Raw genomic sequence first — 21805 nt, 5'->3', positions numbered from 1 at the left:
CACCGGAGCGATTCCGGCCTGCCCATCTGCCGAGCAACCGCAGTCGCGGCCCCGCTGCCGGCGAGCAGGCCCTCTGCGGACGCTCCGGCTCACATCTTGCGGAAGGAGAACCATGGCAACCTCTGTCAGGACGCGCAGCCCGGAGCTTGCGGCGGCGCCCTCGGCGGCCACGCTGCAGACGGCGGAGAGCGCGGTCGTCGCGGACCTGCGGGACAGCGACTTCCAGACCCGAACCGACCTGGGGCAGCACTTCCTGCGTTCCCCGGCAGTCGCGGAGCGGCTGCTGGAGCTGGCGGGCCTGCGCGTCGGCGACGCGGTGCTGGAGGTGGGCGCGGGCCTGGGCACGCTGTCCGCTGCGGTGGCGAAGGCCGGGCACCGGATCTGGGCGGTCGAGAAGGACCCGCGGATGGCCGAGGTGCTGTGCCCGGCTCTCGAACCGTACGGCGACCGGGCCCGGCCGCTGGTGGCCGACGTCCGCGAGGTCGACCTCGACGGCGAGCTGCCCGTCGGCACGGTGTTCCTGTCGATCCTCCCGTTCGACTGGACGCTGGCCTTCGGGATCACCGCCCACGTGTTCGCCTCCACCGCCAACGTGGCGCGGGGCCTGGCGGTACTCCCCGCCGTCACGGCCGACCGCAACGCCGCCGGGGCCTGGTTCGGGGCGGGCCTGCGGCTGGAGGAGGTCGACGGGATCTCGCGCGGCGAGTTCTGGCCCGAGGCCGCCGTGCCGCTGCGCGTCGTGTCGATCACGAGGTGCTGAGCATGGACAGGGAATTGGCCATCAACACCGTGACGGTGGCGGCGACGGGCTGCTTCCACTCGGCGGTGCCGGACGGCGCGGGGATGCTCGCCGCAGTCCAGGCGCTGCGCGAGCTGGGCGCGCTGGTCGTGGACGTCGGCGACTTCTTCGGCGGCAGTGCCTTCCACGAGTACTCCCGGGGGCGCACGGAGGAGCGGTTGCTGGCCGACCTCTACGACGCGGTGGTGCCCGGCAACCACGACCTGGCCGACCTGATGCGGCTGCACGAGCCGGAGCGGTTCCCCCCGGTGGTGTGCGCGAACCTGACACCGCCGCCGGCCTTCGCCGGGCGGTGGGAGCGGGGCCTGCTCCTGGAAGCGGCCGGCCGCTGCATCGGGATCGTGGGCGTGCTCGGGGCCCAGGCGTTCGGGGCGGTGCCGTCCGCCGAGCGCGCTGGGTTCGTGTTCGAGGAGCCGACCGCTGCCCTGCTGGCCGCCGAGCGGGACCGGCTGCTGGAGGCGGGCGCCGAGGTGGTGCTCGGCCTGAGCCACAGCGGCTTCGAGACGGACGTGGCGCTCCAACTCGCCGACGGCCCGCTGGAGGTCATGGTGGCCGGGCACTGCCACAGCCCCATGGGCCACTGGGCGCTCCGGCCCCGGTACGTGGCCAAGCCGCCCGAGTGTGGTGCCGGCCTGCTGCGGATCGACCTCGGCCCGGCAGGGCCCTCGTTCACCTTCGACTACACCGGCGGCCGGGAGGTCCCGCGCGGGTCGGTCCCGGGCTATGTGCGGGAAGCCGTCGGCGCGTTCCGGGCCTGGGGAAGCACGACGATTGGCCGACTCGCTGCCCCAGTGGACGACCGGAGCCAGCTCGCCGAGCTGCTGGCCGAGCGGGGCCGGTGCGTGGCGGGGTCCGACGCCTTCGTGCTCAACCTCGCCACCTTGCGCACCGGGCTCCCCGGGCACGTCGACCGGCAGGCGCTGGTGGCCGCCGCGCCCTTCGACGCCGAGCTGGTCGTTCTCGACGGCGCGCACACGGCCAGGGAGATCGCCGCCCTGGCCGATGGCCTGGGCGAGAGCCCCGTCACCGCCGGGGCGGCCGACTGCCGAGGCGCCGTCGCCACCACCGCGTACCTGGCTGACCGCCTCGGCCTGCCGGCCAGCCCGCTCGACCCGCCGCGCACGCTGCGCGGCTTGCTCACCGACTACGTCAAGGAGGGGTCATGACCCTGCAGTCGCTGCCCGCATCCGCGTTCCTCGACGGCCCCGTCGCACCGCACGGCTTCGCCGAGCACCTCGCCGGCGAGGGCGACGGGCGCGCCCTGGTCGCCTTCGACCCCGCCGATCACCGCCTGAACCAGGAACTCGCGCTCTCCTTGCTGTCCGCGCTCGGTCCCGTCCTGGCCGTCTACCCGGCCGACGGCTGCTGGAGCAGCCTCAAGGTCCGCACCGAGGCCGACCCGGGCCGCACCCACGGCACCGGGGAGAACCGGCTGCACGTCGATCTGGTCGACCGTGACCTCATCCCGCGCTACATCGCGCTGTACTGCGAGCGCGACGACCCGGCCGGCGGCGGGTCCTCGGCCCTGGCCGACCTGTGGGCCGCCACCACCGAACTGGGCGACGCCGAAAGGGCGCTGCTCCAGCAGCCGGTGTTCTCCTACTGGACCGACGAAGGCGTCCACGGCGTCGGCCAGGGACTGGAGCGCTTCGCGGTCCTGCCCGAGCAGCTGGAGCCGGGCCTGCCGGTGCGGTTCACCAGCAAGATGCACCCCCACCTGCTGCGCGGCGAGCTCGTCGACGGCACCGACGCCGCCCGCCAGGAGGCGGCGACCGCGTTCGGCACCCTCGCCGACGCCGCCCTGCGCCACCGCACCACGGTCCGGCTCCGCCCCGGGCAACTCCTGGTCTTCGACCAGCTGCGCTGGGCCCACGGCCGGATGCCGCTCGGCGAAGGCCAGGAGGCGATCGAGCCCGGCCAGCGGCGACTGCTGCGCCAGACCTACGTGCAGGGCGGCACCCGGTGATCCTCACCGGCCCCGCAATCCGCGAAGCGGTTGCGGCCGGCCACATCACCATCGACCCGTACCTTCCCCAGCAGTCGAACCCCAACAGCCACGGCTACCGGCTCGGCGACACGCTCAAGGTGTTCACCCGCACCCCCGTCGACCCGCACACCAGCCCGCCCACCCGGACGATCACGATCCCGCGCCGCGGCTTCCGGCTGCGGCCCGGCCGGGTCTACCTCGGCTCGACCGTGGAGCGCATCGGCTCCGACCGCTACGTCACCAGCCTGATCGGCCGCTCCTCCGTCGGCCGCCTCGGCCTGTTCACCCAGATCAGCGCCGATCTCGCCCAGCTCGGCGCGGTCCACTGCTGGACGCTGGAGATCGTCGTCACCCAGCCGCTCAGGGTGTACCCCGGCATGGTGATCGGCCAGGTGTCCTTCTGGGACGCGGTCGGCGACCACATGCCGTACTCCGGCTACTACGGCACCCTCAGCGACCCTTCCCCGTTCGCTCCCCACGCCCTGGCCGGCGGCGGTGCCGTCGGCCCCTCTGCGGAGGTGACCGCCGCGTGATCCTCACCGGCCACCAGATCAAGGACGAAGCCGAGGCGGGGCGGATCACCATCACCCCGTTCGACGCCTCGCTCCTGAGCCCCAACTCCTACGACTTCCACCTCAGTTCGGACATCGGTTGGTACCGACGAAGCTGGTGGGGAGGCCGGACCCTCGACTGCCGCCGGCCCAACCGGTTCACGCGCTCGACCATCCCCGAGGAGGGCATGGTCCTGCGCCCCGGCCGGATCTACCTCGCCTCCACCGCCGAGACGATCGGCTCCGAGCACTTCGTCCCGATCATCCGGGCCCGCTCCTCCACCGCCCGCACCGGCCTGTTCGTCCACTGCACCGCCGACCTGATCGACCTCGGCTCGCTCGGCCGCCTCACCCTGCAGTTCCACGCCGTGCAGCCGGTCCGGGTCTACCCCGGCCAGCGCATCGGTCAGGTCACCTTCTGGGTGCCCACTGGCCGCCGGGAGCTGTACCGCGGCAAGTACCAGGGCAGCACCCTGCCGGAGCCCTCGCAGATCTGGCGCGACTTCCGAGAGGAGGACGCCCGTGGCGTCGCCGCGTGAGCATGTCGTCGCGGTGGTCGCCCACCCCGACGACGCCGAGCTGATGTGCTACGGCACCCTGCGGCGCTACCGGCAGCAGGGCGCGGCCGTCACCGTGGTCGTCGTCACCACTGGGGTCAACGGCGTCTCCCTCGCCGACCGCGACCGAGGCATCAGCCTCACCGACCGGGACCGGGAGGCCGAATCGGCGGCCTCCTACGCCGGCCGCGGGATCGACCTGCTGGTCCTGGGCTTCACCGACGGCGCCCTGGTGCCCGACCGCCAGCTGGTCTCCGGCGTCGAGGCGGAACTCGTGCGCCTCGGCTGCACCGTCCTGATCACCCACAGCCTGCACGCCGGCCCCGACCACCAGGACCATCTCGCCGTCGCCCAGGCCGCCGTCAACGCCGCGACCCGCGTCGGCACCTGCACCACGATCCTGCACGGCCAACCCCACGCACCCCGGGGCGGCTTCCACCCCACCGTGCTGGTGGACATCACCGACCTGCTCCCCGACAAGGTCAAGGCCCTCGCCGCGCACCAGAGCCAGGCCGGCCGCTGGTACCTCGGCGAGGAGTACACCCGCCACCGCGCCGCCGACGCCGGCTGGACCCTCGCCCCGGTCCGCGCGGCCGACGGCCGCCGCTTCGAGGCGTTCGAGACCTCCCTCATCACCCTGCTCGCTCCCAAGGAGGACCGGTGAAGCACCGGCTCTACATCGAGCAGCCGCCGTTCGCGCCGTGGCTCGGCTTCTGCGAGGCCCTGTTCGCGTGCCGGACCGTCGCCCTGTACGACAACGTGCAGTACGAGGACGGCGGCTTCCAGAACCGCAACCGGATCAAGACCCCCAACGGCGTCCAGTGGCTGACCGTCCCGGTGGTCAAGAGTCACGGCCAGCTGATCAAGGACGTGCGGATCGCCGACACCTTCGACCCGCAGGGCCTGCTCCGCCGGATGCGGCTGGCCTACGGCCGCAGCAGCCACCTCGACGAGGTGCTGCAGGTGCTCGCCCCGGCGCTCACCGCCGGGCACCGGTGGCTGCTCGACCTCAACACCGAGTTGTCCACCGGCCTCGCCACCGCCCTCGGCGCACCCGCCGAACTCACCCTCACCTCCCAGCTCCCGGTCGAGCCGACGGCCGACCGCACCGGGCGGATCGTCCGGATCTGCCGCGCGGCCGGGGCCGACGAGCTGTGGGCCGGCTCCGGAACCCGCGGCTATCTGGACCCCGCCGACCTCGCCGCCGACGGCATCGCCGTCACCTGGAACGAGTACCTCGGTCGGCACCCGGCTTACGAACAGGCGTGGCCGCAGCAGGGGTTCACGCCGAACCTGTCCGTCCTCGACGCGGCCAGCGCGATCGGCTGGGCCGGGACCTCCGCCCTGCTGCGCTCCGGCCTCGCCGCCTACCTCGACTCCCTCCAGCAGGAAGGACAGCCCGCATGACCAGGGTGCAGATCACCACCGGTATCGACCTGCCGCTGGAACCCTCCTGCGGCTCCATGATCTTCTGCTCCGACCTGTACGGGGAGATGGCCGACCGCGCCCGCACCACGTTCCTCGCGCTCCCGCCCGCCGACCCGACCTGGCAGCACGGCTTCGAGGAGACCGTGCTCGCCACCGCCGCTAAGGCTCCCTACGGCCCCGGGTTCGGCGCCTACGTCGACGTCTTGACCACCGAGGTCCGCCGGCGCCTCGACCAGGCCCGCCCGGACGCCATCCACGCTCAGCACCTCGGCTTCGGTCTCGCCCTCGCCTTCGTCCGCGCCGCCCAGGGCACCCCGGTCGTCGCCATCGCCCATGGCACCGACGTCATCGCCGCCGCCTCCGACCCGCTCGCCCGCGACGTCCTCACCGAGATCGTCGCGGGCGCGACCACCGTCGTCGCCCCGAACACCGCCCTCGCCGAGAAGATCGGCGAGCTGACCGGCCACCGCTACCGCGACAAGACGGCCCTCGTTCCCTGGGGCATTCCCCTCGCCCGCGCCGCCCGGCCCCTGCGGCCCACCCACACCCACACGCTGCGGCTGCTGCACGCCGGCCGCCTGGACGCCAACAAGTGCACCCGCACCGCGATTGAGGCGATGGCGCTCACCGGCGACCGGCACGAACTGACCATCATCGGCAGCGGCCCCGAGCGGGACGCCCTCCAGCAGCTGACCCGGGAACTCGGCCTGAGCGAGCGCATCCGCTTCGCGCCGTTCCAGCCCCGCCAGGCACTGTGGGAGCGCTTCGCGGACTTCGACGCCTTCCTGTTCACCACCTCCGGCGTGGAGGCATTCGGCTTGGTCGCCATCGAGGCCCAGGCCCACGCGCTGCCCGTCGTCTACTCCGACGTCGCCGGCATGGCCCAGACCCTCGGCGCCGCCGGCCTTCCCTACAGCCCGGGCGACGCCGCCGAGCTCGCCCAGGCGATCGACAAGCTCGCCGCCGACCACACCCTGCGCACCGACCTGAGTACCGCGGGCCTGGCCAACGCCTCCTGTTACGACATCGCCCACAGCGCCCAGCGGCTCACCGCCGTCACCCGCGACGCGATCGGAGCCGCCGCGTGAGCCCCTCCACCTCCGCCCCGATCTACACCTCCCGGCTGTTCCCCGCGCCCCGTCCTCGCGCCACCGACCCCACCGCCCCGACGTGGGAGCTGCTCGAACACCTCGGCCTCGTCGGTCGGACCGACGCCGCCGGCGTGCACACCCTGCTCCCGCTCGGCCTGCGCGTGCGCGACCAGCTCGACCGGATCACCCGAGACGCCTTCGAGCACCACGGCTTCAACAGCGTCTCCCTGCCCACCCTGCAGAGCCGGGCCCTGTGGGAGGAGTCCGGCCGGTGGAAGGTCTACACCGACGAGGGTGCGCTGGTCACCACCCGCGTGAGCGGGACAGACATGTGCCTGGCGCCGACCTCCGAGGAGATGGCCGTCGCCACCGTCCGGCCCCACCTTCGCTCGCACCGCGACCTGCCGGTGCGCCTGGCCCTCAACACCAGGAAGTTCCGCGACGAGACCTCGCCCCGCGGTGGCCTTATGCGCGGACGCGAGTTCACCATGGCCGATGCCTACACCTTCGACGCCGACCGGGCGGGCATGCTGGAGTCGATCGGCCTGCTCAACCGGGCGTGCACCGACGCCCTCACCGGCATCGGCCTGCACGGCGTCTTCCAGGCCGCCGCCGACGGCGGGGCCATCTCCGCCGGCCCGACCACCGAGCACCTCGTCCTCGCCGACTTCGGCCAGAGCAGCATCCTCGCCTGCGACCACTGCGGCCACCGCGGCGACGGAGCCATCCTCAGCGCCACGTTCCCCTCGGCCTCCACCTCCGGCGAACCCGTCGTCAACGTGATCGTCTTCGCCGTCACCGGCCCGGACGGCACCACCAGGCCAACCGCAGTGTGCATCCGCTCCGACCTCACCATCAGCACCCGCAAGCTCGCCGCCGCCCTCGGCCCCGGCCAGCACATCGAACTCCTCGACCCCGAAGACCTGCCCGGCCTGCTCGGCAAGAGCGCCGGCACCCTCACCCCCTGGGACTGCGCCGGGATCGACGTCGTCCACGACCTCTCCGTCAGCGGCCTCGACCGCTTCACCATCGCCGACGGCCCCGACGACCTGCGCACCGGCGCATCGTGGTCCGGAGCCGCCAACCTGCCTCCGCTCGACCTCCACCCCGCCGACGTCCACACCGCCGCCGACGGCCTCGACTGCGGACGCTGCCCCGCCGGCCGCTACCGCGCCACCGAAGCCGTCGAGGTCGCCCACGTCTTCGAACTCGGCACCCAGTACTCCGCCAAGATGGGCCTGACCTTCACCGGCGACGACGGCACCCCGCACACCCCCCTCATGGGCTGCTCCGGCATCGGCCTCACCCGCTGCATCCAGACCCTGGCCGGCGTCCACCGCGACGCCGAGGGCCTGCGCTGGAAGCACGGCACCGGCCCTGCCGACGTCCACCTGGTCGTCCTGCGCTCCGACCTGACTGAGCAGCAGGAGCGCGCCGACCGCACCGTCCAGCAGCTCCACCGCCTCGGACTGCGGCTCCTCGTCGACGACCGCCCCCTGCCCGCCGGGGAGAAGTTCCGGTACGCCCAGGCGCTCGGCGTTCCCACCGCCCTCGTGCTCTCCCCCCGGCACGCCGAGGGCGAGCTGGAGACGGTGGACCGCTGGACCGGGCGCAACAGCCCCATCGCGACCGACAACCTCCACACCCTGCGGAGGACCAGCCCCTGACCTGACGCTCAGCTGAGGCGATTCCGGCATCGGATAAAGAAATGCCCGATGCCGGAATCGCCATGCCTAAATTCAATTCCCGACCCCGCAAATTCGGCATTGACCTGCGCCACACCAATGCGGTAGCTTTCTTTTCACCACGGGCTGGAGCTCAACGGAAGAGCACGGCATAAGTGTTGCCGAGGAGCTGGTTCGAATCCAGCCAGCCCGACCACTGCACGCCCCGCACCATCCACACCTGCTGAGCGGCACCGCGAGGCCCCTTACCAGGAGGCCACGCCGCCCCACCATGCCAGCCAGACAGGACCCATGCCCCACCGCCGATCCCACTCGGCACCCGGCCGGAAATTCAGCCACCAATGCAGAAGCCAGGATTTCCAAACGAGGGAAGAATTCCCCTCGAATCCTGTTACGCTCTACCGCGTGAAGCTGAAGATTGGAATCACCGGGGGCGCGAGCGCCGGCCATGTCGTTCCCGCTCTCGCGGTGGCCGCCGAGCTACGGCGCGCAGAATGCGAGCTGGTCTATTTCGGTCGCGCCGACAGCATCGAAGCAGACCTTGCGGCGAAGGCCGGGATCCGGCTCGCGGCCGTCCCCTCCGCAGGGCTGCAACGCTTCCGGTCCTGGAGCAACGTCACCATGCCGGTGACCGTCGCCCGCGGGGTGTTCGCCGCCTGGCGGGCGATGCGGCGCGAGCGGCCCGACGTCGTCTTCAGCAAGGGCAGCTACGTGTCGGTGCCGGTTGGCGTCGCCGCGTGGCTCAACGGCATCCCCCTGGCCATCCACGAGTCCGACCACACCCTCGGCCTGGCTAACCGGATCCTCGCCCGCTTCGCCACCACGGTCTTCCTCGCTGATGAGACACCCGGTCTGCCCCGTTGGCTCCAGCGCAAGGCGGTGGTCACGGGACTTCCCCTGCGCGACGACCTCGCCGACGGCCGGCCCGAGGACCTCCGCGCCCGGCTCGGCGTCCCGGCCGGACCGCCGGCCCTGCTCGTCTTCTGCGGCAGCAGCGGCTCCCGGCGTGTCAACGAGGCCGTCCGCCGCCAACTCGGAGCGCTGACGGCGCACTTCTCCGTCGTGCACATCTGCGGTCGCGGCAACCTCGACCCCGCGCTGGCCTCCGCGCCCGGCTACTGGCAGCTGGAGTACCTGCACGGCGACATGGTCGACGCCCTCTCGCTCGCCGACCTCGTCATCGGGCGCGCTGGCGCCACCACCCTCGCCGAGCTAGAGGCCCTGTCGAAGCCTGCCGTGCTCGTCCCGCTGCCGGCCTCCGTCAGTCGCGGCGACCAGCTCGACAACGCGAAGGCGTACGCGGGACGCGCCACCTGCGTCGTCGTGGCCGACGAGGAGATGGCCGACGGAACGCCCCTCCTGCGCGCCTGCGAGCAGCTGCTGCCCGCGCTAGGAGGCGACCGCCGTCGCCCCGACCCCGAGGCCGTCCGCCGCACGGCGCGGGACATCGCGACCAGGACGATCGCTCTCGCCCGCCCGCGCGGCCGGCACGCCCGCTGAGCCGCCCGAGTCTCAGGCCAGGCCCTCCGGAAGGTCGCCGCGGAACAGTACGTGCCAGTGCATGTGCTTCGACTCCTGGTACGCGCCTTCGTTCGTCACGACGCACACTGCGCCGTACTCCTCGCGCACCTTCGCCGCTACCTTCCGGACCACCCGGACAACGTCCGCGAGGTCTTCCTCGGTGCCGTCGCCGAGGTCCACCAGCGACGGGATGTGCTTCTTCGGGACGACCACGATGTGCACCGGGTAGGACGGCTTGGTGTGCTCGAACGCGAGCACGGTGTCGGTCTCCTCCACCACCTTCACCGGCGTACGGCCGTTCAATGCCTCGTTGCAGTAGAAGTCCGAAACCGTCGCCGGGGCCTCTGTAGTCGTCACGGTGCACCTGTCCTTGGTTCTGCGGCGAACCCGGGCAGGAAGTGCCGGCGGCACCGCAGTCATTGAAGTAGACCAACCAGCGATCCAGAGTACAGCCGAGACCTGATGATCACTCACTTTCCCTTGCCGGCAGGACAATCAGAAGAGTCCAACCAAGGGCTACTAATGCTGCTGCTGTTGCTCAAGCATTGGCCACCCACAATCCCTTGTACTGGATCTTGGGGTGCCGGTGGGCTCTTACGGTGGCGCCGGCCGGGGTGAAGCCGCAGGACCGCAGCAGGTCCTCCGTTGTGGCCTGGTCACGTTCCTCGTTGTAGACGCCGATGATCAATCGGCCGCCCGGGGCGACGACATGGTCCAGCAGGTGGGCCACGTACGCTCCCCGCAGGTCCGCTGGCACGTAGTCCAGGCCAGTACGGACGGCGTCGAAGCGACGTGGTGGCTTCCAGCCCATCGCGTTGGCCGTCCAGATCCGATGCGCCCACTTCGGGCAGCGGGTTCGGGCGAGGTCTGCGAGGGCTGGGGAGATCTCCACCCCGTAGGGCTCGATGGTGATCCCGACTTCGGCTGCCCAGTCGGTCAGGGTCTCCATGAGGTGGCCGTTGGCGCATCCGATGTCGAGGAACGTCCCACCGTGGGGCGGGAGCAGGTCGACGAGCAGGCTGCGGGCTTCGCGCCAGCGGGTATCGTCGCCGCTGTGGCCGGACTGGGCCCGCGGGTTGCCGCCGTTGAGGTAGGCCGGTTCGATGACGCCCAGGACGGCGGCGTGCCACTCGGTGGCCGTGATCTCGCCCGCCTGGTAGGCGTCGTCGACGGGTGCCAGATCGCTCCAGCCTCGCTCCTTCGCGCTCGCGATGTCCTCGGCGTCCTGGCCGGCCGGACCGCGCGTGGAGGGATCCATGCGTGTTCCTTCCCTGTTCGCTGACGTTGGTGCCTTGCCGGCAGGTAGACGTTCAGTCCCCCTGGAGAGCGCGGATCAGCCGGGCAGCATCCCGGTGCGCCAGCCCCGTTCGCGGGTCGTTCGGACCGGCGTGTGGTCCGACGATCTTCGCCAGCACGAACAGCTGCATCACCATCCCGTCGCGGCTCTCAAGGTCTGCCCGGCGCTCCTCGCGCACCCGGTCCGCGAGCGCCGGTACGGCGAGGGAGGCGGCGTACAGCGACGCCGAGTCGAGTCCGCGTGGCGCCATTCCCCAGTCCTCCCAGTCGAGCATGCAGAACTCACGAGGGCCGGTGATGTTCGCCCAGTTCAGGTCGGCGTGAGCAGGACACCACTGGTTCACCCGAGTGTCGTGCGCTCCAGGAAAGGCGGCCTTGATTGTGTCGTCGACCAGCTGCTGCGTGATCTGTTCGGTGTCCGGGGCCGCCACGCGGGCCGTTCGTTGAAGGGCCAGCTCTGCCAGCGAGGCGTTCAGCGAGCGCCACCAATCGTCCGGCAGCTCCGGGTCGACGTTCACCACCGCGGCTCCGACCGGGAGGTCGGGCAGCAGCGAGGTCTCGTCCACGTGCCAGATCGCCCGGTCGTCCGGGTCCTGCCATGTCGTCGACCCGTGCCAGCGGGGCATCGCCACGCCGGGCAACGCCGCTGCGGCTTCGTATCCGTCCCAGCCCTGTTCCCGCGCCCGCTCCCAGGGCCGGCGTTCGACCCGGGCCCAGGTGCCGCGGTCGGTGCCAGCTCCGACCGTCCGGCGCTTACGCACCACGCTTCGCCGGTCCAGCCTCGTGCCGAGGCTCTGCTCCACCTGGTCCAGGACGTGATCGACGGGCTCCTGCCGGAGGTCCACGGTCTACCGGACGAGGCCGGCGTCGGTGCCCTGCGGCGGGGCGACACCGGTCAGCTCACGTGCCCGCTCGGCGAGGAGCGGGGCGAGTTCCGGGTAGTACCCCCGGTCAACGGCCTGGAGCATCTCCGCAATTGCGATGAGCTGACCCACGCGCCCGGCCGAGGTGTCGAGGATGTCGGCGAACTCCGTACGGATACGGTCCGCGACGGCGGGCACGAGGAGGCTGCTGACCCACAGGACCGCCGGGTCGTAGCCCACCGGCACCTGACCCCAGCGCTCCCAGTCGAGGATCTTGAGCGGCTGGGCGGTCAGGTTGGCCCACTGGAGATCACCGTGCCCGGTGGTCCGCTCGATGTCGGCCGGGGCCGGGATGCCGAGGTACTTCGGGAAGACCTCGTCAACCCACGTCTGGCGCAGCGTGATCTTCGTGCCCGGTGCTTCCGCGATGCCGGCCAGTGCGTTCCGCAGCCCGGTCCACCAGCTGTCGCCCAGGCCGGGGTCGGCGCGGAGGTCCGGGGTCGAGGAGATCGCGGGACCGACCAGATCGAAGACGTCGGCCTGGTAGAACCAGTCGGCCTCCGTCCAGTCAACGGTCTCGTGGAGCCGGGGGCGCGGGACGGAGGCGGGTACGAGCTGTTCAGCTCCGAGGGCGCCCTGGCCGGTCGGCCGGGGCGCCCTGCGGCGGCTGCTTCTGGAGACACGGAGCCAGACGTTCTCGGCCGGGCGGCCGACGGTGATTCCGGAGGTGCCGAAGACCGCCGGTCCGGTGCACACCAGGCCGAGGAATCCGGCGGCCTTCTGGTGGGCTGCCGTCAGATCGTGCCGGGTGTCGTCATTCGGCTGAAAGGACATCGAGCACCGTCCTGAGTCGTGCGTCGCGGATCGGCCGGGCGAGAGCGTCCCGGGCATCCTCCCAGTGCTGGAGGGTGCTGGTCGAGGTCAGGACGACATCCAGCGCGGGGCAGGCACCGATGAGCTGGAATGCGGCGGTGTGCGAGGTCGATCCCGGTTGGATGAGGTTCACCAGTTCGGGTGTCATCAGACCTGGCAGTTCGCCTCCGTGCAGGGGTGCGGAGGCGAACGTCGTGATCCCGGCATCGCGCGCGTGAACGAGCGGCCCACCTCCGTCGAGGGCCTGAGTGATGGGCTCGGCCATGACGAGACTGACCGGCAGCTGGACGCCAGCGAGACGGTGGTTCGCCGACCCGGCCGCCTCCCCGGCCAGAACGAGCAGCTCGGCGACGGTGAACGCCTGGTTGGTGAAGCCGGCCCAGGTGGCGACGCCGTACCCCCCGATACGGCCGGCCTGCGCGAACTCCTCCAACACGGCGAACGCGGCGCGGAGGTTGTGGTGCAGCTGCTGCCGGTCGTGGGCAGACCGTTCGGGGTTGTGAACGAAGACGATGTCGGCACGACCGAGGGCGGCGAGCGATTCCTCGGTCTGAGCGCGGACGTCGGCGGGGGCGAGGCTGTGGCGGCCGTCCGGGTAGAAGCCGGTCTTCGTCGTCACCTTGACGGTCGGGTGCTCGGCGAGCACCGGGGCCAGATCGTGGTGTGCCCGGCCGTGGGCGTAGTTGGGGGCGGTGTCGATCCACTTCGCCCCGGCTGCGAGGGCGGTGCGCGCCGCTTCGCCGACGGCGCGCACCCGGTAGGTCCCCAGGCCGAGATCCGGGCTCACCGGCCGACCCCGACGACGGCGAGGGCCTGGCCCTGGACGAGGGCGGTCAGGACGCCGGCCACGTCCTTGACCTCCAGGTCGGCGATGTCGGCGAGGGCCCCGATGCTGACCGTGTCTCCGGTCAGCAGGGCTTGTAGGACGGGCGCGGCGCGCTCGGAGAAGTCCCACGCGGTTCCGGCTGCGGACAGGGTGACGGTCCCGGCGGCCGGGTTGCTGGCGAGGTCGGCGCGCGGGGCGGTGATCCGCACCGTGATTTCCCTGTCCGCGGGGAGAGACTCCACGTAGGGCAGGGATGGGGCCGGTCGGCCGAAGTGGGTGGTACCGGAGGACCAACCCCAACGGTCGATCAGGTCGGGGTCTGACAGCGCGGTGAGCACCGCGGTCCGCAGGTCGGCCAGGTAGGCAGCCTTCTCGTCCGCTGCGGCGTGGAGTGGGACGTCCGTCCTTACAGCGGGGCTCTCGTGCAGCTCGTCCACCAGCCAGCCGAGGAGCGTGGCGCCGGTCTGGGCGACCAGTCCGAAGGTGAGGTGCAGCGACTCGCTGCCCTGGTCGGCGGTGACGCTGTGCCACCAGCCGCGCGGCAGGTACAGGACGTCGCCCGGGTGGAGGACGAAGTCCGCGACCGGCTCGCCCTCGGGTTCCTCCGGGGAGTCCACGTCGCGGAAGGTCGGGGCCTGCCGGGTCGGCTGCCACAGCCGCCAGCGCTTCGCCCCGTACTGCTGGACGACGACCACGTCGTGGTCGTCCCAGTGCCGGCCGAAGCCCTCCTGCTCGGTCCAGGAGGCGTAGAGGTTGGTCTGCACGGGCGTGCCGATGAAGCGCTCCAGCGCTTCGGCGGCGGTACGGATCGGCGGGTGGATCTCGTCGATCGCGTCCACCACGAGCGAGGCGCCCTCGGCGAGCCTGGCGTGGAGCTGGGCCGGGTGCAGCCGATTCCAGGTCGCCCCGCGCCGGTTGGTGGCGGGGGTCGAGTACCGGCCGACGGGGACGGTCTCACCGTCCTGCGAGAGCCGCAGTCGGGGCGGGTCGATGCGGTGGGTGGCGAGGATGGTGTTGAGGTCGTCCCAGGACAAGAGGGGAGCGGTGTCGGCGCTCCCGGCGGGGATCACGGCGTAGGAGCGGTGGAGCGCCTGGGTGAGGAACTGGTCCCCACCCAGGCGCACCGCCCACGAGGCGGTCTCATGCATCGTGGGCGGTCTCTCAGGTGTCGTTCTGGTCGGACTTGCCGCCCGTGTTGTCGGACGGCACGTCGGCACGGGAACGCGCGGCCCGGATGCCACGGACGGCGACCAGCAGGCCGCCCTCCTCCTCCGGCTGGACCGCAGGTGCGGTGCTCTCCATCGGATCTCCTCTCCCCTTGGCGCTGCTCGGTCCTCCGGGAAGCCGGACGAAGTCGCAGCGGGTGAGCGGCCAAGTCTTCCGAGTAACGGATGGCAGGGCCATGGCGTCTGCCTGTCACCTGGCGAGCGAATTCGCACACGGGTGCCATCGGGGTGTCATCTTCGCCACGATCACGGCCCCGACCTGCCGCAACTTGGCCCGGGCGCTGCCACGGGGTGGCCAGCGGGCACCGGTTCTGGGCAGGATGCCGGGCATGGACATCTTGGTGGTCGGTGGAGGCTGGTTTCTGGGCAAGGCTGTGGTCGAGGAGGCGCTGGGGCGGGGCTGGAGTGTGACGACGTTCAACCGGGGGCGGTCGGGAGTTGCTCTGCCCGGCGTACGGCAGGTGCTGGGAGACCGGACGTCGGTCGAGGACTTGACCCGGCTGGCTGCGCAGGGTCCGTGGGACGCGGTGATCGACACCTCGGCCGGCGAGCAGCCGCCGAAGGTGGTGCTCGCGGGTGCACGGGCGCTGGAGAGCACCACCGACCGCTACGTCTACGTCTCGACGGTCTCGGTGTACGCGGGGTGGCCGGACCACCCGCTCAAGGTCGGTGACCCGTTGATGGACGGGCCCGCCGATGCCGGGAGCGACTACGGCCGGAACCCGGAGGGCTGGCTGGGCCCCGATCTCCACTACGGGCGGCAGAAGGCCGGCGGCGAGCGGGCCGTGGTCGAGACCTTCGGCGCCGACCGGTCCTGGCTGCTTCGACCTGGGGTGATCCTGGGTCCGGGTGAGTACGTCGGCCGCCTACCGTGGTGGCTCCGGCGGGCCGAGCAAGGCGGCGAGATCCTCGCGCCCGGCAGCGCGGGCAAGACCATCCAGCCGGTCGACGTGCGCGACGTCGCGCGCTTCGCCGTCGACGCCGCTGAGCGGCCAGGCGGCGGCGTCCACAACGTGACCGCGCCGATCGGGCGGGACACAATGGGCAGCTTCCTCCAGGCATGCCTGGACGTAACGGGCAACCGGGGTCAACTGCGCTGGGTGCCGGACGGGGCGCTGCTGGAGCACGGGGTGCGGCAGTGGACGGAGCTGCCGTTGTGGCGGACCAACGAGGGCGTCTGGCTGGTCGACTCCGAACCCGCCTACGCTGCCGGCTTCACCTGCCGCCCTCTGGAGGAGACGGTGCGGGACACCTGGGAGTGGCTCCGGGCTGGCAACTCACCGGTACCGCACCCCCGCGCGTCCGCCCACGGCATCGCCCCGGGTCGGGAACGGGAGATCCTGGCTGCCGTCGGTTCGCCGCGCTGACCGCAGTGGGGCGGACCGGCACGCTGCCGACCCGCCCCACCCCTACCGAACTGCGGTGCTTATTCGATAGCCAGTCGTGCGACGCTGCCACCGACGATCTGCCTCGGGGCGGCTACCCGGGTGTACTCCTCCAGCGCTTCCTTGAGCGCGATGGCGCCAGGTGAGGTCCTGACGGGCTCCGTGGAGAGAAGGCGGCCGACGTGGACGACTCGCTCGACCAGCCCTGCGGCGCGACGCTCGGGGGCGAGCGCCGCGATGGGCTCCAGCACCTCCGCGGCCTCGTCCAGTTCGTTGTCGAGGATCAGCGCCGCCGCAAGGTCGGCCCGCGCCTCCGCCTCGATCCGGGGAATCCGCTGCGCCTCGGGCAGCGCAGCCTGAAGCTCCAGCACACGCCGGGCGTGCTCCTGGGCACCCGCGCCGTCCCGCAGGAGCAGGAACGTGGTGCCGTGCGAGCGCGAGATCCGCTCCGGGCCGTGGAGGAACTCCCCGGCGACCTCGTCGTGGAGGTCATCCACTTCTGCGGGGTCGAGGTCGAGTGCACGCTCGACCGCAGTCGTCGCTCGTTGCCGGTCGCCGAGGTGACCGTAAGCCCTGGCCTCGATGGCGGCGATGCGGGTCCGGCCGGCCGCACCGACCCCTGTGAAGGAGTTGGCTTGGCGGATGAAGCGGATCGCCTCGCCGGGGCGGCCCTCCCAGTAGGCGAGCATGCCGAGCGTGCCTGCTGCGAACGCGGCCAGGGGGTTGAAGCGGGTGGCTTCCGCGTACATGCCGGCGGACCGGGCAAGCCGGGTGGCTTCGCCCAGGGAGCCGAGGTCGAATGCCGTCATGGCGAGCAAGGCCGTCGTCTGGCCGATCGCGATCAGCAGCTGCTGCCGCTGCTCGGGAATGTGGGTGCGATCCAGGAGCTCCTCGGCATCTGCCCGAAGCTGCCGGGCTTCGCGGAGCACGTCGAACGGCGGCCGATTGTTGTAGGTGCGGGCAAGTCGGCGCACGTCTTCCTGGACCTGTTCTATGGACAGGTCGGAGAGGAAGGCGGACGCAACGGAAGCGGCGTGGTCGGATGCTTCACGTGCGGTCATCGCGAGTTCTCTTTCAAGGTCTTGCCGGGATAGTGCAGTTGGATCTCCCTCGCGGGGTGGAGCGAGGAGTTCGGCGATCGGCCTGTCGTCGAACAGGTGCTGGATCGTCTGCAAGAACACCCCTGTCGGCCGGCTGACCGTCCCCGCGACCCAGCGCCGGTACGTCGCCTCCGACATGTCCAGGTTGCGAAACCGCGGGTCCTTGAGGTTGCGCGCCAGCTCGTTCCCGGCAGCCCTGAATTCCCTTTGAAAGTCGGGGAATTCCCATCCCTCCTTCTCGATCAGGGCACCCAGTAGCGTCTTGTTCGCCATTTCGCAGCCTCCGCCCCCGTGGTCTCAACCTGGCCCGGCCGCGACCTGCGCGGGGAGAGCCTGGTTCTAGCAGTACCCGACAAGAAGCCTCTCCACAGCGCGATCTGACGAGATGACGTCTCGATGACGTGTTGCTGACATCGCTATCCGACAGATGCCACCCGGCTGTCGTGGCGCTGCTCTGACCAAAACGAGACAGTGAGTCGCCGATCACTGAACCGCAGTCCGCGAGGTGATCCAGTCAGCTCCCGTCTGCCTGCTCGACCGAAGGTGCATCCGGCTTTCTGCCGCCTGTCCTGCCCACGTCTTCGGTTCACCGGCTGGTTGGGGACGGCACTCGACAGACCACGAAGGGGGAACAGGTCATGCCATCAGCACCCACAGCTGCCGATCAGCTCGTGCAACACCCCGCCGGTCACGACGGTGAACTGCGCGCGTCGGTAGAGGAGCTGCGACAAGGGCAGTGGTGGTCGACACGCGCGCTTCTGGCCAGCTCTTGGGGCAATCCCGGTTTGTGGGCGTCGCGCACCCAGGTCCTTGGGGCGGTGGCCGGCCACAACGATGTCCTGCGCCACTGGGGCGCCGAGGAGCCCGCCGCGTTCGGTCTGACGACGCTGCACGCCCGTGTTGCTGTCGACCAGGCGCTGCTGGCCGGCCAGCGGCAGCCGGACTCGCCGGACGCCGTGGCGCTCGAAGGCGGTGCGCGGCGGTGGTGCTGGCTGGCAGCTTCGGTGCTCGGGGGCGATCCCGTGCCGTGGCTCGGGCTACTCACCCTCGCGCAACTGGACCTCCGGCAGGCGCGGCTCGAACACAAGGTTTCGGCTCCGGACCAGATGCTCCCGCCCGGTCCGTGGGGGCTGTTCGACCAGGCCCGCCGGACCGACCCGTGGGGTCGGGAAGCGTTCCACCGGATGCTCCGCTTCTGGCTGGCCCGTAATGAGGTTGGCCCGGCGACCGAGTTTCTGGCCACCTACCTGCCCAGCGCCCCGGGCGGTTCCGCCCTCCACGCGCTGCCGCTGTACCTGTACGTCGACCGCTACCGCCGCGCCGAGCGCAAGGAGGCGGTCCAGCTGCAGTGGACGGACGACGAGACGGTCCGCGACACGGTGCTGCGTGCCTTCGGGAACTGGCGGGCCGCGCTCGCGCGGGGAGTGCGATGGCCGGTGGTGGACGAGAGTCACCTCGCGCACGCGCTCTGGGCGAGTCGCCAACGCCGGGAGGCGGCCGAGGTCTTCTCCGAGATGGACCCGTTCATCTCCTTGCAGCCCTGGCAGAGCCTGGCGGACCGACCGGGCGACCTGCTGCGGCAGGCGATGAACCAGTCCTACGCCGTCGCCGGCTGACCGCCACCGACCAGCCTTCCGCCCGGCCCCGCGCCGGGCCCGATCCCCCTCTTCCTCTGGAGGTTTCGCCATGTCCTGGCACCCGCGCACCGCGTCCGGACCCGAGGACCAACATCTTCGCTCTCTCGGCTACGAGCCCGAACTCGTCCGCAGGATGGGCGGGTTCGGCAACTTCGCGGTCAGCTTTTCCGTGATCAGCGTGCTCAGCGGCTGCATGACCCTGTTCGGGTTCGGGCTGGTGACGGGCGGCCCGGCCGTGATGATGTGGGGCTGGGTCGCCGTCGGTATGGCCGTCCTTCTGGTCGGCGCGGCGCTCGCCGAGGTCACCAGCGCCTACCCCACCTCCGGTGGTCTCTACTACATGGCCCAGCGGCTCGGCGGTCCGCGGTGGGGCTGGACGACCGGCTGGTTGAACCTGCTCGGGTTGTTGGGCGGGATCGCCGGCATCGACTACGGCGCCGCCAGCTTCATCGCCGCGTTCGCCGGGCTGCAGTGGGGGGTCGCCCCGACGCCGGGCCTGATCCTGACGATCTTCGCGGGGGTCCTGGTGCTGCACGCCCTGCTGAACGTCGTCGGGGTCCGCGTCGTGAGCCTGCTCAACTCCGTCTCGGTGTGGTGGCACCTGCTGGGCGTCGCGCTGATCGTCGGCGTGCTCACCGTCGTCCCCGCCAATCACCAGTCCGTGGGCTGGGTGTTCACGCACTTCGAGAACGGCACCGGCTGGTCCAACCCCATCTACGTGAGCGCCATCGGGCTGTTGTTGGGTGGGTACACGTTCTGCGGCTACGACGCCTCCGCGCACCTGTCGGAGGAGACCAAGGACGCCAGGCTCGCCGCACCGCGCGGCATCGTCCGCTCGATCTGGGTCTCCCTGCTGGCGGGCACGGTGTTGTTGGCCGGTTTGTTGTTCGCCGTCCAGGACTACGCCGGCGCGTCTGCCGCCGCCGTGCCGCCCGCACAGATCTTCCAGGACGCGGTCGGGGCGACCGGCGCGAAGCTGCTGCTGCTCGTCGTGATCGGGGCCCAGCTGTTCTGCGGCAGCGCGGAGACCACCGCCGCGTCGCGCATGATCTATGCCTTCTCGCGGGACGGTGCGCTGCCCGGCTCGGCGACGTGGCGGCGGGTCTCGGCGGGCGGTGTGCCGGTGCCAGCGGTGTGGCTGGCGGTCTCGGTCGCCTTCGTCCTGGCCGTCCCGTCGCTCTGGTCTCCGGTCGCCTACGGCGCGGTGACGGCCGTGAACGTCATCGGGATGAGCCCCTCCTACATCATCCCCGTCTACCTGCGGCTGCGGCAGGGCGACAGGTTCGCCCCCGGGCCGTGGAACCTGGGCCGGTGGAGCAGGCCGATCGGGATCGCCGCCGTGGTGTGGGTCGTGATCCTGACGGTGCTGGTGTGCCTGCCGCAGCGCGCCCCCGTGACCGTCGAGACGTTCAACTACGCGCCCATCACGTTGGCCGTGGTCCTCGTGCTGGCGTGGGTGTGGTGGAAGCTGGCCGGCCAAAAGTTCTCTGTCCCGGTGGTGGCCGACCCGCACCTGGCCCGGGTCGAGGCGCAGATCGTATGAGGGCGACGATGCGGGCCGCCCGCTCCCGCGCGGCCAAGCTCCCGAGGGCGGCGCTCTCGCCGACCGGGCCGCTGGAGCAGCTGGTGTCCGCCTTCGGCCTCGACACGGTGCTACTGGCGACGGTCGACGCGCAGGGCCGGCTCAAGGGCAAGGAGTACGGCGCGGCCCAGCTGGTGGAGCGGCTGCGGTCGGGGGTGCTGTCACCGGAGATGTGCGCGTACGTGCTCGGCACCGACCTGGGCATGACCCCGGCGGTCAGCGGGCCATTCTCCTGGCAGTCCGGGTTCGGCGACGTCGCTCTGCTGCCCTACACCGGGCGGGCCCGGCTGCTGCCGTGGCTGCCGGGCACCGCGCTGGTGCTCGCCGAACCGGTCAGCGGTGGGTACCCGCACCCGCTGGCCCCGGGCACGGTGCTGGCCGAGCAGCTGCACCGGCTCGCCGGGCTCGGCCTGGTGCCGGCAGTGGGGGTAGAGACGGAGTTCGTACTCTACGAGGGCACTGCCCGGGACGCGGCGGCCTCCGGCTGGCGGGGCCTTCGCCCCGCGGTCTGGGACAACCGCGACTACGCACTCGACCAGCCGGCCACGGTGCGGGAGTTCGGCCGCAGGCTCCGCCAGGTCCTGTCCGCCGCCGGCCTGCCGGTCGAAGCCGTCAAGGGCGAAGGCGCGCCCGGTCAGGTCGAGGTCACCTTCCCGTACGGGGAGGCGGTGGCGGCGTGCGAGCAGCACGTGCTGTTCAAGCACGCCGCCCCTACGGTCGCGGACGAGTCCGGGTTGACGGCGTCGTTCATGGCTGCCCCGTCCACCGGCATCGGATCGGGGATGCACCTGCACGTGTCGCTGGCCGATTTCGACGACCGCCCGGTGCTGGCCGCCAACCCGGTGGACGGGATCGAGCTGTCGGAGCTCGGCGGGCAGGCGGTGGCCGGGCTGCTGGCCGTGCTGCCCGAGGTTGCCCCGCTCTGGGCGCCGTACGTGAACAGCTACAAGCGCCTGCAGCCGCACTCCTTCGCACCGGCCCGGCTCACGTGGGGCCGGGACAACCGGACGTGCGCGGTTCGAGTGGTCGGCCACGGCCGCAGTCTGCGGCTGGAGGTGCGGCTGCCGGGTGCGGACGCCAATCCGATGCTCGCCCTGGCCGCGGTGTTCGCCGGCATCCGGCACGGCATCGAGGCCGGCCTCAAGCCCCCGCCCGCTGTCAGCGGCGACGCCTACGAGCAGCGCGATGTGCCGCGGGTGCCGCAGTCGCTGGAGGAGGCCGTCGCCGCTTTCGAGGCCAGCGCACTGGCCGGTGAGCTGCTGGAGGAACCGGTGGTCGCGCACCTGGCCCGGATCGCCCGCATGGACCTGGACCACCACGCCCGTGTGGTCACCACCGCCGAGGTCGAGCGCGGTCTCGTCCAGGCATGAGCCCCGGGCCGGTCGCGGGTCGAATCCC

22 protein-coding genes and 1 tRNA gene are annotated in these 21805 nt (G+C 71.5%); 15 read left to right on the top strand and 8 right to left on the bottom strand.

Annotated features, from left to right (window positions below; translation table 11 throughout):
- Nucleotides 1-112 precede the first annotated feature (112 nt).
- From ACIGZJ_RS10550 to ACIGZJ_RS10500, 11 genes are all read left to right on the top strand, one after another.
- Entirely contained in the window at nt 113-760 is a 648-nt protein-coding gene (locus ACIGZJ_RS10550) for an rRNA adenine N-6-methyltransferase family protein (RefSeq protein WP_396456850.1), read from the top strand.
- Between the two features lie 2 nt (nt 761-762).
- Complete coding sequence (locus ACIGZJ_RS10545; protein WP_396456849.1) at nt 763-1965, top strand: metallophosphoesterase; 1203 nt, start codon at nt 763-765, stop codon at nt 1963-1965.
- On the top strand, nt 1962-2765 hold the full coding sequence (locus ACIGZJ_RS10540) for a TauD/TfdA family dioxygenase (protein WP_396456848.1): 804 nt from the start codon (nt 1962-1964) through the stop codon (nt 2763-2765). Before ACIGZJ_RS10545 ends, ACIGZJ_RS10540 begins: the two co-directional genes overlap by 4 nt.
- Nucleotides 2762-3319 carry a dCTP deaminase domain-containing protein gene (locus tag ACIGZJ_RS10535; protein ID WP_396456847.1) on the top strand — a complete coding sequence of 186 codons (558 nt, stop codon included), beginning with the start codon at nt 2762-2764 and terminating at the stop codon, nt 3317-3319. The genes ACIGZJ_RS10540 and ACIGZJ_RS10535 overlap by 4 nt, the downstream gene beginning before the upstream one ends.
- Entirely contained in the window at nt 3316-3876 is a 561-nt protein-coding gene (locus tag ACIGZJ_RS10530; RefSeq protein WP_396456846.1) for a dCTP deaminase domain-containing protein, read from the top strand. Before ACIGZJ_RS10535 ends, ACIGZJ_RS10530 begins: the two co-directional genes overlap by 4 nt.
- Nucleotides 3860-4558: a PIG-L deacetylase family protein gene (locus ACIGZJ_RS10525; RefSeq protein WP_396456845.1), complete on the top strand. Its 699-nt coding sequence runs from the start codon at nt 3860-3862 to the stop codon at nt 4556-4558. Before ACIGZJ_RS10530 ends, ACIGZJ_RS10525 begins: the two co-directional genes overlap by 17 nt.
- A complete protein-coding gene (locus ACIGZJ_RS10520; RefSeq protein ID WP_396456844.1) occupies nt 4555-5301 on the top strand; it encodes a WbqC family protein in 747 nt (248 codons plus the stop codon). The genes ACIGZJ_RS10525 and ACIGZJ_RS10520 overlap by 4 nt, the downstream gene beginning before the upstream one ends.
- A complete protein-coding gene (locus tag ACIGZJ_RS10515; protein WP_396456843.1) occupies nt 5298-6410 on the top strand; it encodes a glycosyltransferase family 4 protein in 1113 nt (370 codons plus the stop codon). Before ACIGZJ_RS10520 ends, ACIGZJ_RS10515 begins: the two co-directional genes overlap by 4 nt.
- The gene (locus ACIGZJ_RS10510) at nt 6407-8080 is read left to right on the top strand and encodes a proline--tRNA ligase (protein WP_396456842.1); all 1674 of its coding nucleotides are present in this window, start codon (nt 6407-6409) and stop codon (nt 8078-8080) included. Before ACIGZJ_RS10515 ends, ACIGZJ_RS10510 begins: the two co-directional genes overlap by 4 nt.
- 140 nt (nt 8081-8220) lie before the next feature.
- Nucleotides 8221-8294 (top strand) — tRNA-Thr (locus ACIGZJ_RS10505).
- A 209-nt stretch (nt 8295-8503) separates the two neighbouring features.
- Nucleotides 8504-9598, top strand: coding sequence for a UDP-N-acetylglucosamine--N-acetylmuramyl-(pentapeptide) pyrophosphoryl-undecaprenol N-acetylglucosamine transferase (locus tag ACIGZJ_RS10500; RefSeq protein ID WP_396456841.1), 1095 nt, complete (start codon nt 8504-8506; stop codon nt 9596-9598).
- Nucleotides 9599-9610: 12 nt separating this feature from the next.
- Here the strand turns inward: ACIGZJ_RS10500 and ACIGZJ_RS10495 are convergent, their stop codons facing one another.
- The 7 genes from ACIGZJ_RS10495 to ACIGZJ_RS10465 all read right to left on the bottom strand — a co-directional run bounded on the left by ACIGZJ_RS10495 (nt 9611) and on the right by ACIGZJ_RS10465 (nt 14779).
- On the bottom strand, nt 9611-9976 hold the full coding sequence (locus tag ACIGZJ_RS10495; RefSeq protein WP_396456840.1) for an HIT domain-containing protein: 366 nt from the start codon (nt 9974-9976) through the stop codon (nt 9611-9613).
- 181 nt (nt 9977-10157) lie between these two features.
- Nucleotides 10158-10877 (bottom strand): class I SAM-dependent methyltransferase, encoded by a 720-nt coding sequence (locus ACIGZJ_RS10490; protein ID WP_396456839.1) that lies wholly within the window; start codon nt 10875-10877, stop codon nt 10158-10160.
- A gap of 52 nt (nt 10878-10929) precedes the next feature.
- On the bottom strand, nt 10930-11760 hold the full coding sequence (locus ACIGZJ_RS10485) for a hypothetical protein (RefSeq protein ID WP_396456838.1): 831 nt from the start codon (nt 11758-11760) through the stop codon (nt 10930-10932).
- 3 nt (nt 11761-11763) lie between these two features.
- Nucleotides 11764-12612: a hypothetical protein gene (locus ACIGZJ_RS10480; RefSeq protein ID WP_396456837.1), complete on the bottom strand. Its 849-nt coding sequence runs from the start codon at nt 12610-12612 to the stop codon at nt 11764-11766.
- Nucleotides 12593-13438, bottom strand: coding sequence for an aldo/keto reductase (locus ACIGZJ_RS10475; protein WP_396456836.1), 846 nt, complete (start codon nt 13436-13438; stop codon nt 12593-12595). Before ACIGZJ_RS10475 ends, ACIGZJ_RS10480 begins: the two co-directional genes overlap by 20 nt.
- Nucleotides 13435-14625, bottom strand: coding sequence for a cupin domain-containing protein (locus ACIGZJ_RS10470; RefSeq protein WP_396456835.1), 1191 nt, complete (start codon nt 14623-14625; stop codon nt 13435-13437). The genes ACIGZJ_RS10475 and ACIGZJ_RS10470 overlap by 4 nt, the downstream gene beginning before the upstream one ends.
- 13 nt (nt 14626-14638) lie before the next feature.
- A complete protein-coding gene (locus tag ACIGZJ_RS10465; protein ID WP_199839802.1) occupies nt 14639-14779 on the bottom strand; it encodes a hypothetical protein in 141 nt (46 codons plus the stop codon).
- A 253-nt stretch (nt 14780-15032) separates the two neighbouring features.
- Here ACIGZJ_RS10465 and ACIGZJ_RS10460 point away from each other — a divergent pair, with 253 nt between their 5' ends.
- Nucleotides 15033-16070, top strand: a complete 1038-nt coding sequence (locus ACIGZJ_RS10460) for an NAD-dependent epimerase/dehydratase family protein (protein ID WP_396456834.1) — start codon at nt 15033-15035, stop codon at nt 16068-16070.
- A 59-nt stretch (nt 16071-16129) separates the two neighbouring features.
- Here ACIGZJ_RS10460 and ACIGZJ_RS10455 read toward each other — a convergent pair whose 3' ends face one another.
- Nucleotides 16130-17461 carry a DNA-binding protein gene (locus ACIGZJ_RS10455; protein WP_396456833.1) on the bottom strand — a complete coding sequence of 444 codons (1332 nt, stop codon included), beginning with the start codon at nt 17459-17461 and terminating at the stop codon, nt 16130-16132.
- Between the two features lie 365 nt (nt 17462-17826).
- On the opposite strand from ACIGZJ_RS10455, the gene ACIGZJ_RS10450 reads away from it, so the two are divergent.
- The 3 genes from ACIGZJ_RS10450 to ACIGZJ_RS10440 all read left to right on the top strand — a co-directional run bounded on the left by ACIGZJ_RS10450 (nt 17827) and on the right by ACIGZJ_RS10440 (nt 21777).
- The gene (locus ACIGZJ_RS10450; RefSeq protein ID WP_396456832.1) at nt 17827-18804 is read left to right on the top strand and encodes a hypothetical protein; all 978 of its coding nucleotides are present in this window, start codon (nt 17827-17829) and stop codon (nt 18802-18804) included.
- 70 nt (nt 18805-18874) lie between these two features.
- The gene (locus ACIGZJ_RS10445) at nt 18875-20368 is read left to right on the top strand and encodes an amino acid permease (protein ID WP_396456831.1); all 1494 of its coding nucleotides are present in this window, start codon (nt 18875-18877) and stop codon (nt 20366-20368) included.
- The gene (locus tag ACIGZJ_RS10440) at nt 20365-21777 is read left to right on the top strand and encodes a glutamine synthetase family protein (RefSeq protein ID WP_396456830.1); all 1413 of its coding nucleotides are present in this window, start codon (nt 20365-20367) and stop codon (nt 21775-21777) included. Before ACIGZJ_RS10445 ends, ACIGZJ_RS10440 begins: the two co-directional genes overlap by 4 nt.
- Nucleotides 21778-21805 lie beyond the last annotated feature (28 nt).

The sequence above is a fragment of the Kitasatospora sp. NPDC052868 genome, assembly GCF_044547105.1.
In the GTDB taxonomy this organism is placed as follows: Bacteria; Actinomycetota; Actinomycetes; order Streptomycetales; family Streptomycetaceae; genus Kitasatospora.
This window is presented reverse-complemented; position numbering and strand designations above follow the sequence as displayed.